General features: G+C 69.7%; 15 protein-coding genes. 13 read left to right on the top strand and 2 right to left on the bottom strand.

The window, feature by feature from the left end; genetic code table 11:
• Window positions 1–10: 10 nt before the first annotated feature.
• Window positions 11–760 (top strand): SDR family oxidoreductase, encoded by a 750-nt coding sequence (locus tag AB0M24_RS39550; protein WP_363778745.1) that lies wholly within the window; start codon window positions 11–13, stop codon window positions 758–760.
• On the top strand, window positions 757–1,293 hold the full coding sequence (locus tag AB0M24_RS39545; protein WP_363778743.1) for a GrpB family protein: 537 nt from the start codon (window positions 757–759) through the stop codon (window positions 1,291–1,293). The genes AB0M24_RS39550 and AB0M24_RS39545 overlap by 4 nt, the downstream gene beginning before the upstream one ends.
• Here the strand turns inward: AB0M24_RS39545 and AB0M24_RS39540 are convergent.
• Complete coding sequence (locus tag AB0M24_RS39540; RefSeq protein WP_363778741.1) at window positions 1,279–2,511, bottom strand: isochorismate synthase; 1,233 nt, start codon at window positions 2,509–2,511, stop codon at window positions 1,279–1,281. The genes AB0M24_RS39545 and AB0M24_RS39540 overlap by 15 nt on opposite strands.
• Window positions 2,512–2,637: 126 nt before the next feature.
• Between AB0M24_RS39540 and AB0M24_RS39535 the strand changes: the two genes are divergently transcribed.
• From AB0M24_RS39535 to AB0M24_RS39505, 7 genes are read left to right on the top strand one after another with little or no spacing between them, the layout of a single operon-like run.
• Window positions 2,638–3,021 (top strand): DUF3592 domain-containing protein, encoded by a 384-nt coding sequence (locus tag AB0M24_RS39535; RefSeq protein WP_363778739.1) that lies wholly within the window; start codon window positions 2,638–2,640, stop codon window positions 3,019–3,021.
• A 9-nt stretch (window positions 3,022–3,030) separates the two neighbouring features.
• A complete protein-coding gene (gene paaA / locus AB0M24_RS39530) occupies window positions 3,031–3,969 on the top strand; it encodes a 1,2-phenylacetyl-CoA epoxidase subunit PaaA (protein ID WP_363778737.1) in 939 nt (312 codons plus the stop codon).
• The gene (paaB, locus tag AB0M24_RS39525) at window positions 3,966–4,250 is read left to right on the top strand and encodes a 1,2-phenylacetyl-CoA epoxidase subunit PaaB (protein WP_045309706.1); all 285 of its coding nucleotides are present in this window, start codon (window positions 3,966–3,968) and stop codon (window positions 4,248–4,250) included. The genes paaA and paaB overlap by 4 nt, the downstream gene beginning before the upstream one ends.
• A complete protein-coding gene (gene paaC / locus AB0M24_RS39520) occupies window positions 4,247–5,131 on the top strand; it encodes a 1,2-phenylacetyl-CoA epoxidase subunit PaaC (RefSeq protein WP_363778734.1) in 885 nt (294 codons plus the stop codon). The genes paaB and paaC overlap by 4 nt, the downstream gene beginning before the upstream one ends.
• Window positions 5,128–5,619 carry a 1,2-phenylacetyl-CoA epoxidase subunit PaaD gene (gene paaD, locus AB0M24_RS39515; protein ID WP_363778732.1) on the top strand — a complete coding sequence of 164 codons (492 nt, stop codon included), beginning with the start codon at window positions 5,128–5,130 and terminating at the stop codon, window positions 5,617–5,619. The genes paaC and paaD overlap by 4 nt, the downstream gene beginning before the upstream one ends.
• A gap of 1 nt (window position 5,620) precedes the next feature.
• The gene (paaE, locus tag AB0M24_RS39510) at window positions 5,621–6,661 is read left to right on the top strand and encodes a 1,2-phenylacetyl-CoA epoxidase subunit PaaE (protein ID WP_363778730.1); all 1,041 of its coding nucleotides are present in this window, start codon (window positions 5,621–5,623) and stop codon (window positions 6,659–6,661) included.
• A 44-nt stretch (window positions 6,662–6,705) separates the two neighbouring features.
• The gene (locus AB0M24_RS39505; RefSeq protein ID WP_363778728.1) at window positions 6,706–7,320 is read left to right on the top strand and encodes a hypothetical protein; all 615 of its coding nucleotides are present in this window, start codon (window positions 6,706–6,708) and stop codon (window positions 7,318–7,320) included.
• On the opposite strand, the gene AB0M24_RS39500 is transcribed toward AB0M24_RS39505, so the two are convergent.
• Window positions 7,305–8,138, bottom strand: coding sequence for an inositol monophosphatase (locus AB0M24_RS39500; protein ID WP_363778726.1), 834 nt, complete (start codon window positions 8,136–8,138; stop codon window positions 7,305–7,307). The two genes, AB0M24_RS39505 and AB0M24_RS39500, sit on opposite strands and share 16 nt — an antisense overlap.
• Window positions 8,139–8,283: 145 nt before the next feature.
• Between AB0M24_RS39500 and AB0M24_RS39495 the strand changes: the two genes are divergently transcribed.
• Genes AB0M24_RS39495 through AB0M24_RS39480 form a run of 4 tightly spaced genes read left to right on the top strand, consistent with a single transcriptional unit; the run spans window position 8,284 to window position 13,311 of the window.
• Window positions 8,284–9,357, top strand: a complete 1,074-nt coding sequence (locus tag AB0M24_RS39495; protein ID WP_363778724.1) for a glycosyltransferase family 1 protein — start codon at window positions 8,284–8,286, stop codon at window positions 9,355–9,357.
• Entirely contained in the window at window positions 9,354–10,451 is a 1,098-nt protein-coding gene (locus tag AB0M24_RS39490; protein WP_363778722.1) for a glycosyltransferase, read from the top strand. Before AB0M24_RS39495 ends, AB0M24_RS39490 begins: the two co-directional genes overlap by 4 nt.
• Before the next feature lie 36 nt (window positions 10,452–10,487).
• Window positions 10,488–11,198, top strand: coding sequence for a demethylmenaquinone methyltransferase (locus AB0M24_RS39485; protein ID WP_363778720.1), 711 nt, complete (start codon window positions 10,488–10,490; stop codon window positions 11,196–11,198).
• A gap of 34 nt (window positions 11,199–11,232) precedes the next feature.
• Window positions 11,233–13,311, top strand: coding sequence for a tetratricopeptide repeat protein (locus AB0M24_RS39480; protein ID WP_363778718.1), 2,079 nt, complete (start codon window positions 11,233–11,235; stop codon window positions 13,309–13,311).
• The last annotated feature ends 8 nt before the right edge of the window (window positions 13,312–13,319 follow it).

Genomic DNA, 13,319 nt, shown 5'->3' with positions numbered 1-13,319 from the left:
CGATCAACGAGTGTCTTCTCGTGTCGCGCTCGTCACCGGCGCCGGTTCCGGAATCGGCGCCGGAACAGCCCAATCCCTTGCAGCTCTGGGCCATCGCGTCGCCGTCGTGGACAGAAGCGACCGTGCCCATGCCGTGGCCGAGCAGATCAACACCTCCGGCGGAACAGCGGTCGCGGTGCTCGCGGACATCAGCGAGCCCGACGCCGTGACCCGGGCGGTCGCCGAGGTGACCGCCGCGCTGGGCCCGGTGGAGATCCTCGTCAACAACGCCGGATTCGCCAGGGACAACCCTGTTCTCGACATGCCGCTCGCCGACTGGGACGCCGTGATGGCCACCCACCTGCGAGGGGCTTTTCTCATGCTCAAAGCCGTGGGACCGGCCATGCGCGACGCCGGCTGGGGCCGTGTCGTCAACATCTCCAGCATCTCCGCGCTGGTCGACGACGAACGCGCCAACTACGTCGCGGCCAAGGCCGGACTCGAAGGCTTCACCCGCGCCACAGCCCTGGACCTCGCCCCGTTCGGCATCACGGTGAACGCGGTCGGGCCGGGTGTCGTGCAGACCGAGATGACCAAGGTGTCGGCCGCCCGCGCCGGGCGCACGCTCGACGAGCACTTGGAGGTGCAGCGGAGGTCGATCCCGGTCGGCCGTACCGGCACTCCGCACGACATCGCTCGTGCGGTGCTGTTCTTCGCGGCGGAGGACGCCGACTATGTGACGGGCCAGGTCATCTACGTCAGCGGAGGGCCGCACGGTTGACCGATCACGCGCCCGAGTGGGCCTTCGAGCGGGCAGAAGTACGTCCGCACGACCCGAGCTGGAGCCTCCGTGCACAGGCTGAGTCCGCGGAGCTGACCAAGCTGCTCACGCCCTGGCTGGAAGCAGAGGTCGAACACGTCGGCTCGACCGCGGTTCCCGGCCTGGCCGCGAAACCGATCATCGACCTGATGGCCTCGGTGGCGGACCTGGACATCGTGGTCGACCAAGCGAACCTGTCCACCCGCGGTTGGCGTTACGTGCCACCAGAGCTGGATCAACGGCCGTGGCGCCGCTTCTTCGTCAAACCGGACGCCACCGGGCGACACCGCGAAGCCCACCTCCACCTGATCCAGCGAGGACACCACAGGTGGACCGACCAGATCAGGTTCCGCGACGCTCTCAGAAGCGACGAAACCCTGGCGCGCGCCTACGAAGAGCTGAAACGCCACCTGGCTACGAGCACGGGCCACGACCGCGAGGCTTACACCGAAGGCAAAGCCGCGTTCGTCGCGAAAGTCCTAAAGGCCTTCTAGAGCCTCACGCATCGGCCGCATCTTGGCGTGCGCCTCCTGCACCTCGATGTCCGGATCCGAGTCCGCCACCAACCCGCACCCGGCGAACAACCGAGCCGTGGACCCGGAAATCTGCGCACACCGCAATGCGATCCCGAGCTCCCCGTCCCCGTTCCCGTCGATCCACCCGACAGGCCCGGCATACCGCCCGCGATCCATGCCTTCCAACTGCGAGATCAACGTCGTCGCATCCAACCGAGGCGTTCCACCAACAGCAGCCGTGGGATGCACTGCCTCGCCGAGGTGCAGCAACGACACCGAAGACTCGAGGGTGCCGATCACGTCGGACGACAGGTGCGACACGTTGGGCAGCCGCAGAACCGAAGGCCCCTCGACTGACATCGTTGTGCAAAAGGGGCGGAGGGTCTCCGCCAGCGACGTGATCGCGTAGTCGTGCTCCTCGAGGTTCTTCTCGGAGGACATCAGCGCCGCGGCGAGCTCCTCGTCCGAAACCCCGTCGTGCGGCCACGTGGTCCCGGCCAGCACTCGCGAGTCCACGACCGACCCGGTTCGCCGCAGCAGCAGTTCGGGCGTCGCGCCCACCAGACCGTCCACCGCGTACGCCCAGCACTCCGGATACCGCCGCGCCAGGCCCTGCAGCACGAACCGCTGGTCCAGCCGTCGATCCGTGGACGCCACCAGGTCGTGCGCCAGCACCACCTTGTCGAGCTCGCCGCCGCGCATCCGGGCAACAGCGGAACGCACCGCCTCGCGGTACTGCGTGACCGGCAGCTGCCCGTTCGAGTACCGGACCCCAGAAGGACGGGACAACGGCGCTACGTCCGGTGTGGTGTCCGCGGCGCCGATCGTGGTGATCCACTGCTCGCCGTTGCGGCGGCCGACCACGACCTCGGGGACGATCAGCACCGAGTCGCCCGGCGAGTCCGCGAAGGCCATCGAGACGAACGCCACGGGACCGCTGCCCGGCAGGCCCAGCGCGTCGTCCACGTCCAGGTGGGCGCAGAACTCCCGCCACCACTTGTCGGCCTGGGCGAAGCGGTCTGGACCGCTGACCTCGAGCCGTGCGGCCTCGCCCCAGCCGACCAGACCTGACCCGTCGCGCACCCAGGCGAGCGCGTGCTCCGGGTCTGGCAGCAATCCGAGCAGGTCACCGGGGGTGGCCCGGCTGGACCGGACTCGAATCCGCTGCCGTGCTCGCGATGTCGGTGCTGAGGTCACGCTCCGACTGTATGGACCTGAACCTGAAAGCGCGGCACCCGCCCGGCTCTAGACTTCTCAGTTGTGGTGGAGGACGCAGTGACCAGGCCGGCGCTAGGTGTGCGTGTCCGCCGTGTGGTGAGCCGTGTGTTGTTGGTGGTCGGCGGGGTGCTCACGCTCATGTGCGTGCTGCTGCCGCTCGCCTGCCTGCGTGACGACATGGCCATCGAGCGGCACCTCGGACAGGCGGTCGCGCAGGTGGACTCCGTGGCTTTCAACAGGACGGTTGTGCGTTACGCCACACCGGACGGCCGCGTGGTGATCCCGCAGCAGGGCGTGCTGTACCCGTCGGGGCTCAACGTCGGCGACAACGTGCGGGTCGAGTACGACCAGGCGAACCCCGAGCTGACGCGCGTGGCCGGTCGAACCTGGGTGCTCAGCCTGTTGCCCGTCGGGACGTTCCTGCTGGCCGTCTGGATCGTCATCGCCGTGGTTGTGACAGTTCTACGCAGATTCGGCACTCAGGTGTAACATCGGGGCATGGCGGATGACCTGGAGCTGCGCTTCGAGCGCACCGTGCAGGCCGACGCGCGCATCGAGCCGCGCGACTGGATGCCCGACGGCTACCGCAAGACCCTGATCAGGCAGATCGCTCAGCACGCGCACTCCGAGATCATCGGGATGCAGCCGGAGGGCAACTGGATCTCGCGCGCGCCCTCGCTGCGGCGCAAGGCGATCCTGCTGGCGAAGGTGCAGGACGAGGCCGGGCACGGCCTGTACCTGTACTCGGCGACCGAGACGCTCGGCGCCGACCGCGAGGACCTGACGACCAAGCTCATCGAGGGTCGCCAGAAGTACTCCTCGATCTTCAACTACCCGACGCTGACGTTCGCCGACGTCGGCGTGATCGGTTGGCTCGTCGACGGCGCCGCGATCTGCAACCAGGTGCCGTTGTGCCGCACGTCCTACGGGCCGTACGCGCGCGCCATGATCCGCATCTGCAAGGAAGAGTCGTTCCACCAGCGTCAGGGCTACGAGCTGCTCATGACGATGATGCGCGGCACGCAGCAGCAGAAGGACATGGTGCAGGACTCGGTGAACCGCTGGTGGTGGCCGGCGTTGATGATGTTCGGCCCGCCGGACTCCGAGTCGACGAACACCGAGCAGTCGATGGCGTGGCGGATCAAGCGCGACACCAACGACGAGCTGCGGCAGAAGTTCGTGAACATGAGCATGCCGCAGGCCGAGGCGCTCGGCGTGACGTTCCCCGACCCGCTGTTGAAGTGGAACGAAGAGCGCGGGCAGTACGACTTCGACACGCCGGACTGGGACGAGTTCTGGCAGGTCGTCAAGGGTGGTGGCGTCTGCAACGAGCAGCGCATCGCCCACCGCCGTAAGGCGCACGAGGACGGTTCCTGGGTGCGTGAGGCCGCTGCCGCGCACGCCGAGAAGCAGGTCACTAAGGAAGGTGCCGCGTGAGCACGTCTTGGCCGCTGTGGGAAGTGTTCGTGCGGGGCAAGCGCGGCCTGAACCACGTGCACGTCGGTTCGCTGCACGCGCCGGACGCCGAGATGGCGCTGCGCAACGCCCGTGACGTCTACACGCGCCGCAACGAGGGCGTGTCGATCTGGGTGGTGCCCGCGGCCGCGATCACGGCTTCCTCTCCGGACGAGAAGGACCCGTTCTTCGCTCCGGCAGGCGACAAGGTCTACCGGCACCCGACGTTCTACTCGATTCCCGAGGACGTGCCGCACCTATGAGCTTCGACAACGCCTACGAGTCGCTGCTCGGCCACGAGGACTCGCACTGGGCTTTCGGCACCGGATTTTCGGACGCTTTGGTCGGCGTGAACCGCGAGTTCCCGGCGGGCGTCGACCGTGAGGCTCTGGCCGCGTACTGCCTGATGCTCGGCGACGACGCGTTGATCTTCTCGCAGCGCCTCTCGGAGTGGTGCTCGCGCGCTCCGGAGCTGGAAGAGGACATCGCTCTCGCCAACATCGCCCTGGATCTGCTGGGCCAGGCCCGGATGCTGCTGACCCGCGCGGGCGAGGTGCTCGACCGCGACGAGGACTCGCTGGCGTACCTGCGCGACGAACGCGAGTTCCGCAACGTGCACCTGGCCGAGATCGACTGCGGTCCCGGTCCCGGCGGCGACTTCGGCACGACCATCGCGCGTCTGCTGGTGTTCTCTTCCTGGCGCCTCGCCCTGTTCTCCCGGTTGCGCGGCTCCGCGGATCCCGTTCTGGCCGCCGTGGCCGAGAAGGGCCTCAAGGAGCTGGCGTACCACCGCGACCACGCCGCGCAGTGGACCGTCCGGCTCGGCGACGGCACCGACGAGTCGCACCGCCGCATGCAGGCCGGGCTGGAGCGCGTCTGGCCGTTCGTGGACGAGCTGTTCGCCACGCACGCCGTGGAAGCGCGTTTGGCGGGCGTCGCGGTCGACCCCGCGTCGCTCAAGTCCGAAGTGGACGGTGTGCTGGACGCGGTGCTGTCGGCCGCCGGTCTGACGCGTCCTGCCGACACCCGCGCGGCTCGTGTCGCGGGCATGGCGGGCCGCGACGGCGTGCACACCGAGGCCATGGGCTACCTGCTCGCCGAGATGCAGCACCTGCACCGCTCGCTGCCGGGAGCGGTCTGGTGACGACGGCACTGGAGGTCGCGTCGGCCGTGCGGGACCCGGAGCTCCCGGTCCTCACGCTGGCCGACCTCGGCGTGCTCCGCGAAGTGTCCGAAGAGGACGGTCGCGTCGTCGTCACCATCACCCCGACCTACTCGGGCTGCCCCGCGATCGACGAGATGGGCGCCGACCTGCGCCGGTCGTTGCTCGGTGCGGGCTTCGCCGAGGTCGAGGTGCGCCTGTCGCTGTCCCCGGCCTGGACGACGGACTGGATCAGCGCGGAAGGCCGTTCGAAACTGACGGAAGCCGGCATCGCGCCGCCGTCCCGCATCGGCCCGTCCGTCGCGGGCCCGGTGCCGCTGAACCTGGTGCCGCCGTCGCGTCAGGTGGCGTGCCCGCAGTGCGGTTCGCTCAACACCCAGGAGATTTCCCGGTTCGGCTCGACGGCGTGCAAGGCCCTGCGCCGCTGCAACGCCTGCTCCGAACCGTTCGAGCACGTCAAGGAGATCTGAGTTGTCGCGCCGAGCCGCCTTCCACAAGCTCACCGTCGCCCGCGTCGACCGCCTCTGCGACGACGCCGTGGCCGTCACCTTCGACGTTCCCACTGATCTCTCCGACGACTTCGCCTTCGCCGCGGGCCAGTACCTGACCCTGCGCCAGGGCGACGAACGCCGCTCGTACTCGATCTGCGCGCCGGCGGGTTCCTCGCCGCGCATCGGCGTGCGCAGGGTCGACGGCGGCCAGTTCTCGACGTGGCTCGTGGACCGCGTGTCCGTCGGCGACGTGCTCGAAGTCCTGCCGCCGCTGGGCAAGTTCAGCCCGACAGGCGTCGGCACCCACCACGGCTTCGTCGTCGCCGGCTCCGGCATCACCCCGGCCCTGTCGATCGCCGCGACCGTTCTCGCCACCGGCGCCCGCGTGACCCTGCTGTACGGCAACCGCCGCACCGACACGGTGATGTTCGCCGACGAGCTGGCCGACCTGAAGGACCGCTACCCGGCCACGTTCCAGCTGATCCACGTCCTGTCCCGCGAACCGCGCGACGTCGAGCTCTTCTCGGGCCGCCTCGACTCGGAGAAGCTCGAAGCCCTGTTCTCCACGGTTGTGCCGTTCGACGGCATCGACGAATGGTGGCTGTGCGGCCCGTACGAGATGGTCCAGGACGCGACCTCCGTACTGCGCTCACGCGGCGTCGCTGCGGATCGTGTGCACCACGAGCTCTTCTACGTCGACGAGCCCCCGCCCCCGCCGCGCCGTACGGAGGCCGTGATCGACTCGGCCGCCTCGGTGACGGTGATCCTGGACGGCAAGTCGACCACGCTCCCGTTGCCCGCCGACGAGCCGATCCTGGACGCCGCCCAACGGGTCCGCGCGGATCTGCCCTTCGCCTGCAAGGGCGGGGTGTGCGGCACGTGCCGGGCGTTGGTCACCGACGGCACCGTGGAGATGCGCCGCAACTACGCGCTCGACGAGTCCGAGGTGGCGGCGGGGTTCGTGCTGACCTGCCAGGCACTGCCGACCAGCGAGTGCGTGACGGTCGACTTCGACGCCTGAGTTGACCCCACGAACACCCGGCGAACGTGGCACGATCACGAGCCATGGGGGTTGTCGTCCGCTCAGCGCTCTGGGGTGCCGCAACAGGCACCCTGCTCATGGGCGTCCTCACGACGGCGGTGGATCTGGCGTCCCCGAGCGACAAGCCGTCCTCGGTGATCGTCAGTGTCATGGCGATCCTCATCTTCACCTTCGTGTTCGGCACCGTCCCTGGCGCGGCGGTCGGTACCGGGATCGGCTTCATCCGTCGCGCCGTCCGGGGCCCCAGGCAGAAACCGTTCTACCCGCCGATCCCGCAGCAGCCCTACGACATGTGGTCCGAGCTGGTGGAACGCTGCGCCGAGTCGACGAGACGAGTGGCAGCGGCCGTTCAGACCGTGCCGAAGTCACCGGCCAAGGAGTGGCTGCAGAGGATCAGCGAGCAGCTCAGCAAAGAGCTCGACGACGTCAGGGGCATCGCGCAGCTCGGCAGGGCTCTGGGCGCGGTCGACCAGCAGCACCCGGTGTACCAGCGGCTGCTCAAGGCCGCGCACGACTTCAAGGTCTTCGAGAACGAGGTCGGCAGGGTCGCGTTGCAGATGTTCGACCACCCTGAGCTGGACGCGGCGCGCACCCACCTCGAGGTGCTCGAGAAGCAGCTCCCTCAGCTCTCGACCTGAAGCGCGGACTGCCACCAGCCCAGCACCTCGTCGGCCGCGTCGGGAGCGGCCACCAGCAACCCGTCCGCGGGTAGCTGAGCCCCGGCACCGCGTCTGTCCAGCACGACCGCCCCGGACTCCACGGCCAGCGACACCGCCCCGGCGACGTCCCACTCGTGATAGCCGTGCAGGACGGCGGCGGCGACGTGGCCCAGCGCCACCTGTGCCACGGCCAGGCACTTGGAGCCCAGAACGCGCACGCCGGTGCCCGCTATGGCCGCTGTGGAGATGAATTCACCCATTCCAGGCCAGGGACCCGATCGGGTCATCTCCGTGCAGACGACCAAGGAGTCGCCCTGACGCTCCGTGAGCCGCACCGGCGTGCCGTTCGCGCGCATGCCACGACCTCGCGCTGCGGCGTAGATCTGCGAGCGGTATGGGTCCGCGACGACGCCGACCACCGGGCCCCAGCGGTCCACCAGGGCGAGGCTGTACGCGCACCACGGCATGCCCGCTGTGTAGTTCGCGGTGCCGTCCACCGGGTCGACCACCCAGCGGAACTCGGAGTCGCCGGGAACGTCGACGTCAGAATTCTCACAGAAGACCGGAATCGAGGGGAACTCCGCCGTCAGGACACGGCGGGTGTGGCGTTCGAGGGTTCGGTCGGTGTCGGTCACCCAGTCGAACGGCGACTCGTCGGAGTCCGGGCGCACCCCGCGGCCAGCGGTGGCCATGATGACGTCCGAGGCGTCGTTCGCCAGACGACCAGCCACTTCCAGCGCTATTGACACCAGTCCGGGGTCGACTGGATGCGCGGGCCGGGACGACAAGACGGTCATGCTGGCCTAGTTTCACCGCGTCGGGTGACCGGCAACCTAATCGAAGATGACGAATCGACGATCACCTGGCCACGACGTGAGGTGTTCTGACCGCGTCAAATTTCGCGTCACGCGGACTTCACACCCGCACTACAAGGTGTGTTCTGTGCGCGTAGCGATCGTGACCGAGAGCTTCCTGCCCCAGGTGAACGGGGTCACCAACTCCGTGCTCCGCGTCCTGGAGCACCTGCGCCGCAACGGCCACCAGGCGATGGTCGTCGCGCCGGGTGCCGGGGCGGACGAGCACCACGGCACGCCCGTCGTCAGAGTGTCCGCTGTCGACGTGCCGATGGTGACGAGCTTGCCGATCGGGGTTCCGACGCCGAGAGTGCTGCACGAGCTGGCTGACTTCCAGCCGGACGTGGTGCACCTCGCGTCGCCCTTCGTGCTGGGCGCGTACGGGCTCAGAGCAGCGCGCAAGATCGACGTGCCGACGGTCGCCGTCTACCAGACCGACGTCGCCGGGTTCGCCGGCAGCTACGGCCTCGGACTGACCAAACGGGCGGCCTGGCGGTGGACGAAGCGGCTGCACACGCTGGCCGACCGCACGCTGGCGCCGTCCAGCTCGGCGGTCGAGGCGCTGGAGCAGCACGGGGTGCCGCGCGTGCACCGGTGGGGGCGTGGCGTCGACATCGACCTCTTCCACCCCCGCGGGAAGCAGAACGACGAGCTCACCGTGGGCTACATCGGCCGTCTCGCACCGGAGAAGCAGGTCCACCGGCTCAAGGAGCTGCACGACCTGCCGGGTGTGAAGCTCAAGGTCGTCGGCGACGGACCCGACCGCGAGCAGCTCGAACGCGACCTGCCGAACGCGGAGTTCCTCGGTTTCCGCACGGGTGAGGCGCTCGCAGAGGCCTACGCGTCGCTCGACGTGTTCATCCACACCGGACCGCACGAGACGTTCTGCCAGGCCGTTCAGGAGGCGCTGGCGACCGGTCTTCCGGTGCTCGCTCCGAACGCAGGCGGCCCGCGCGACCTGGTCGCGCACGGCCGGACGGGGTACCTGTTCGAGGACGACATCGCGCAGTACGTCGAACTGCTGCGCGACCCGCTGCTGCGCAAGCGGTTCGGTCTCGCCGCCCGCAAGTCGGTGCTGTCCCGCACCTGGCCCGCGATCTGCGACGAGCTGATGGACCACTACGCTGCGGTGATCGGACTGACTCACCAGGCGGCAGCTTGAGGATCGTTCAGCTCGCCAACTTCTACGGACCGAAGTCGGGCGGCCTTCGCACGGCACTGCACCACCTCGGCACCGGCTACGTGCAGTCGGGTCACGAGGTGGTGCTCGTCGTGCCCGGCGACCGCCGCGCGGACGAGGTCCTGCCGGGCGGTGTCCGGCGCATCACGCTGCCTGCCGTGAAGATCCCGTACACCGGCGGCTACCGCGTCGTGGACCCGTGGCGGGTCAAGGCGCTGATGGAGCACCTGAAGCCGGATCGGCTGGAGGTCTCGGACCGGCTGACGTTGCGCGGGATGGGTGCGTGGGCGAGCGAGCGCGGCATCCCGAACGTCGTGATCTCGCACGAACGCCTCGACCGCCTGCTGCAGTTCGTGCTGCCGGAAGGCCCGGCCGTGCGCGGCGCGGACTGGGCGAACGGGCGCATGGCCGCGAGCTACGACACGGTGGTGTGCACGACGGCGTTCGCCCGCGAGGAGTTCGACCGCATCGGCGCCCGCAACGTCACGCAGGTGCCGCTCGGCGTCGACCTCGCCACGTTCACCCCGAGCCGCCACTCCGCCGACCTGAGGAAGGATCTCCTGCAGGGCAAGGAGAACCTGCTCATCCACTGTGGACGTCTCTCCCCGGAGAAGCACGTCGAACGCTCCGTCGACACCCTCGCCGAACTGCACGAGCAGGGCCACTCCGCCCGTCTGGTGATCGCCGGCGACGGTCCGCGCCGCTCCTTCCTGGAGAAGCGCGCGCACGGTCTGCCGGTGACGTTCCTGGGCTTCGTGAAGTCGCGTTTGGACGTTGCCTCGCTGCTCGCGTCGGCCGACCTCTCGCTGGCTCCCGGCCCGCACGAGACGTTCGGGCTCGCGGCTCTGGAGGCCCTCGCCAGCGGCACCCCGGTCGTCGTGAGCCAGAGCAGCGCGCTCAAGGAGATCGTCCAGCCGTCGTGCGGCGCGGCGGTCGACGACCACGCGGCGGCCTTCGCGACGGCCGCCCGGCACCTGCTCGCGTCCGGCTCCAGGGAGGCCGCGAGAGCGCGTGCCGAGGAGTACCCGTGGGAGGCGGCGGTGGACGGCATGCTGGGTGCCCTGAAGGTGCCCTGAAGATGATCTCAGCGGGGCTGACCTAGTCTGATGACCATGTCGCGAGCCGGCTTGGACAAGAACCCCCGCGAGGTCGCCGAGATGTTCGACGGCGTGGCCAAGGGCTACGACCGCACGAACTCGGTCATGACGCTGGGCTTCGACCGCCGCTGGCGGGAGTGGAGCCGCCGCGTGCTCGACGCGCGCCCCGGTGAGAAGGTCCTCGACCTCGCCGCCGGCACCGCGGTCTCCACGGTCCAGTACGCCGAGTCCGGCGCCTGGTGCGTGGCCGCGGACTTCTCCGTCGGCATGCTCGCCGGCGGAGCCCACCGCCGCGTCCCCAAGGTCGCCGCGGACGCGCTCAGGCTGCCGTTCAAGGACAACTCGTTCGACGCCGTCACGGTGTCCTTCGGCATCCGCAACTTCAACGACACGGTCCTCGCCCTGACGGAGATGGCCCGCGTCACGAAGCCCGGCGGCCGCATGGTGATCTGCGAGGTCTCCACCCCGGTGTGGAAGCCGTTCCGCGTCGTCTACATGCGCTACCTGCTCAAACTGCTGCCGCTGATCGCGAAGTTCGTGTCGAGCAACCCGGTCGCCTACTCCTACCTGGCCGAGTCGATGGCCACCTGGCCGAACCAGCGGGCGCTCGCCGAGCTGATCTCGAAGGCCGGCTGGGAGGACGTCGCCTGGCTCAACCTGACCGGCGGCATGGTGGCCCTGCACCGCGCGACGAAGCCGAAACCTAAGGCCGCGCAAGAGTCCTGACGCGAGGGGCGTGCCCCACGTCACACTGGGTCGTGTGAACACGAACGACCTCGGTGAGAACCACGGCACCGCCGTGCAGGCGGGGTACGTCCGGCACCTCTCGGTGGGCGCCGCGGCGACCGACCCGACGCCGGTGCCGAGACAGCTGCCGTTCGCGTCACCCGGCTTCACCGGCAGGACCGAGCACCTCGCCACGCTCGACCGGCTGCTGACCGACGACGGCAGCACCGCGCTCGCGGCCGTGGTCGGCACCGCAGGTGTGGGCAAGACGTCGCTGGTCATCAGGTGGGCGCGGCAGGCCCAGCGGCACTTCCCAGACGGCACGTTGTACGTGAACCTGCACGGCTACGGCCCCGGCGCACCGGCCACTCCCGGTGAGGTGCTGGCCGATCTCCTGACCGCGCTGGGCGTCCAGCCGGAACGAGTGCCGCCACGTCAGGACGCGCGCGCCGCGCTCTACCGGTCGGTGCTGGCCGACCGGAGGGTGCTCATCGTCCTCGACAACGCCAACGGCGCGGAGCAGTTGCGACCGTTGCTGCCTAGCGGGCCGGGCTGCGTGGTGGTGACCAGCAGGTCCGACCTGAAGGGCCTGGAGATCGCCGAAGGAGCGAGACGCGTTCCGTTGCCGCTGCTCACCGCGGAGGAGGCGGTGGAGCTCGTGCACGCCGTGCTGGGCCCGCGTCTCGTGGAACCCGGTGCCGTCACCGCTCTGGTCGACGCGTGCGCGCGACTCCCGCTGGCACTGCGGATCGCCGCCGGACGGATCGCCGCGAACCCGCATCTGACGGTCGCGGAACTCGTGGGAGAGCTCCGGTCGGAACGGCTGGAGGCGCTCAGCGTGCCGGACGACGACCACAACGCCGTGAGGACCGTGTTCGACTGGTCCTACCGACGGTTGCCGCCTGAGCAGGCCAGGTTGTTCCGGCGGATCGGCCTGATCCCCGCGCTGACGATCGGCGTGCACATGGCCGCGGTGCTGTGCGAGGTCGAGCCGCACGTCGCACGCCGGCTGCTGGCCGCTCTCGCCGCCCAGCACCTGCTCGAACCGGTCGGCAAGGACCGCTACACGTGCCACGACCTGCTCCGCGCGTACGCCGCGGACCTCGCCGAACAGGACGACGACCGCGAGCAGACCCTGCACCGCCTGCTCGAATGGGTCGCGCACCACGCGAGGAAGGCGTTCGTGACGCTCTTCCCCGACCGGGCGGACATGCACGCGGGCGCCCGCGTGGCCACCAGCACCGCCCTGGAGGTCGACTTCGGCACTCCGGAGGAGGTCTGGGCGTGGGTGGAGGCCGAGTTCGCGAACGCGGTCGCCTTCGTGCGCACCGCGGCGCGACACGACCTGCCGGGGATCACCATGCTGCTCGCCGACATCGCGTCCTCCCAGCTGGGCCTGATGGGCCGCTTCGACGAGGCGCTGGAGGTGTGCCGGCTCGGTGTGCTCGCGGCCAGGGACCTCGGTGACCGCCGGGGTGAGGGGCTGGTGGGGCAGACCCTGGGCCAGCTGTACTGCGGGGCCAACGAGTGGCAACGGGCGATCGAGGTGTTCCAGGCCAACCTCGAAGTGGCCCACGAACTGGACGACCCGTGGCTGGCAGCGGAGGCGCTCAGCCACCTCGGCTGGGTCCACGTGGAGCTGGGGCAGTACGCCGCCGCACGGCCGTACCTGGAGCGAGCGGTCGCGTTGAGCCCTGACGGAACCCGCGTGCGCAGCTTCGCCGAGTTCTGCCTCAGCGGTGCGCACGCGGGGCTCGGCGATCACGAACAGGCGCTCCGGCACGCGCAGCGCAGCCTGGAGCTGCTGGGCGACGACCCGTTCCAGCGCTATGCGTTGCACGCCATGGCGCGTGCCAAGCAGGTGGCGGGGGAGCACGCCGACGCGGTCGAACTGTGCGAGCGGGCGATGGAGAACGAGGACGGGCACGACAACCCCCGCAACCACGCTCTCCTGCTGGACACGCTCGGCGAGTCGCTGCGGCACACCGGCGACCGGCCGCGAGCGCTGGCGTGCTGGCGGGAAGCGCTGGCGATCTTCGAGGAGCGCGGCGACCACCGCGCGCCCGATCTGCGCGAGCGCCTGGCGGCCGAGGTCTCAGGGAGCGCCGGTTAGAGTCGCGG

The organism is Lentzea sp. NPDC051838 (assembly GCF_040681245.1).
In the GTDB taxonomy this organism is placed as follows: domain Bacteria; phylum Actinomycetota; class Actinomycetes; order Mycobacteriales; family Pseudonocardiaceae; genus Lentzea.
The sequence above is the reverse complement of the archived record's forward strand: the minus strand, read 5'-3'. Positions and strand labels throughout refer to the sequence as shown.